We start from the raw sequence: 2,164 nt of genomic DNA on the forward strand, positions 1-2,164 counted from the left end.
GGCCCGACACTATGTCGTCTGGCCGGCGATGAACTCACACCCCAAATCCAGCCTAAGTGGTGGAACTTTCCCCGCCAACCTGGCGAGGATGTGTTCGGCTGCGAGTTGCCCAATGCTATGCCGTGGTGACCTGGTGGTCGTCAGTCGAAGTGGCACGGCTTCGCCTATTTCCAGTCCGTTGAATCCTGCGAGCGCCAGGCGCCCGGGCACCTCAATGCCTGCGACCAGACAATGCATCAGCCCACCGACAGCCATGTCGTCGTTCGAGAAGTAGACGGCATCCAAGTCCGGGTGACCATCGATCAGTTGCGCCAATCCGGACCGACCAAGCAGCAGCGATGAGGGCTGCTGGGCGGTGAAGCGGGCCTTCAGCTCCAGGCCGTTTTCTGCCAGTGCTTGTTCAAAGCCCTTTTGCCGCTTGGCGGCGCGCAGGTCGCGACTCAGATCGCCGCCCACATAGCCGATCCGGCGGCGCCCCATGTCGGCAAGAAACTGGCCCATATCGCGGCCTGCTTGCGTATTCGAGAACCCAACCGCCATGTCAATCGGCTCTCCGTCGGTGTCCATCACTTCAACAACCGGACTGCGAACCTCGCGCAATATCTGTAGGGCACGGGGCGTGTGTTCGAGGCCGGCAAGAATCCAGCCTGACGGACGCCACGCCTGCATCGCGGCAATGATCAGTTCTTCCTTCTCGAGGTCGTAGTCCGAAACACCGATGACAGCCTGGTAGCCAGCGGCTTCGAGGCGCTCGTTGGCGCCTCGAAGTACCTCTGGAAAAACGATGTTGCTGAGTGACGGGACGATCACTGCAATCAACCGCGTTTTTGCCGTGGTGAGTGCGCCAGCCAAGCGATTGGGCACGTAGCCGAGGGCGGTCACTGCGGCTTGGACCTTTGCTCGGGTTTGTTCGGAGACGTTGACGTGGTCTTGCAGCACGCGAGACACCGTCATGCCGCTGACGCCGGCCAGGCGTGCCACATCCTCCAGGGTGATGGAGGTTGTCGATTCGGATTGCTCTTTCATTGTTCGCCTGGTTGCTTTTCGCTCTACGCAAAGCATAGCGGCCGCTTCGAACCACTCACGTCCAGCGCCAGAGGATCCTGGTTGAATTTCGGGGTTTATACCTATTTGTTTGCGCAAACATTGAAACAAAATCGATATGTTTGCGCAAACAATCGGTGTGGTTGCGCAAACAATTCGGTGGGACACAACGCAACAAGGAGACCTTATGACCACATTGACCGCAGCCTCCGGTGAGGAGGCTGCTCTCGTCGCCGAGATCGACCGAACCTACGCAAAGGTGTTTTGGCGCATCGTTCCGTTACTGATGCTCTGCTACGTGGTTGCGTACCTCGATCGCGTCAATGTGGGCTTCGCAAAGCTGCAGATGTCGCAAGACCTGGGCTTCAGCGAAACCGTCTTCGGTCTGGGCGCGGGGCTGTTCTTCATTGGCTACTTCTTGTTCGAAGTGCCGAGCAACATCCTTCTGCACCGCATGGGCGCGCGGGTCTGGATCGCCCGAATCATGATCACCTGGGGGTTGATGTCGGCCGCCTTCGCGTGGGTGCAGACGCCAGCCACTTTCTACGTGATGCGCTTTCTGCTTGGAATCGCCGAAGCGGGTTTCTACCCCGGCGTGATCCTCTACCTGACGTACTGGTACCCCGCCCAGCGCCGCGCAAAGATCATTGCGCTGTTCATGTCCGCGATTCCCGTGGCGGGCATCTTCGGCAACCCGCTGTCGGGCTGGATCATGGATCTCTTTCAGGGCGCCAGCGGCTTCCACGGCTGGCAGTGGATGTTCATCATCGAGGCCCTGCCTGCGTTGGTGATGGGACTGGTCGTTCTGGCCTGCCTTGACAACGGTATTCGCAAAGCGAAGTGGCTCGACGAGCGCGAGAAGCAACTGCTAGAGCGCGAGATCGCCGCTGACCAGAAGGGCACTGAAAGCAAGCATTCCATCGGCGCGATCTTCGGCGACCGGCGCGTCTGGCTGATGTGCCTGATCTACTTCTGCTTCGTGATGGGCCAGTACGGGCTGACTTTCTGGATGCCGACGCTGATCAAAGCCACTGGCGTCACCGGCAACCTCAACATCGGGCTCTTCAGCGCGATTCCCTTTGGTTGCGCGATCGTGGCGATGAACCTGACTGGCCGCTGC

Annotated in this window: 2 protein-coding genes; one reads left to right on the plus strand and one right to left on the minus strand. The window is 59.6% G+C overall.

Annotated elements, in window-relative coordinates:
* Nucleotides 1-9: 9 nt before the first annotated feature.
* The gene (locus tag AC1DY5_RS52555; protein ID WP_478122171.1) at nt 10-1,026 is read right to left on the minus strand and encodes a LacI family DNA-binding transcriptional regulator; all 1,017 of its coding nucleotides are present in this window, start codon (nt 1,024-1,026) and stop codon (nt 10-12) included.
* 205 nt (nt 1,027-1,231) lie between these two features.
* On the opposite strand from AC1DY5_RS52555, the gene AC1DY5_RS52560 reads away from it, so the two are divergent.
* Nucleotides 1,232-2,164, plus strand: a 933-nt coding sequence (locus AC1DY5_RS52560; RefSeq protein ID WP_478122172.1) for an MFS transporter, incomplete at its 3' end; no start/stop codon positions are given.

The organism is Variovorax sp. P4_D9 (genome assembly GCF_056401695.1).

Coding starts and splice junctions, on each gene's coding strand:
- AC1DY5_RS52555 (WP_478122171.1), bottom strand. CDS start 1,026: ATGAAAGAGCAATCCGAATCGACAACCTCCATCACCCTGGAGGATGTG.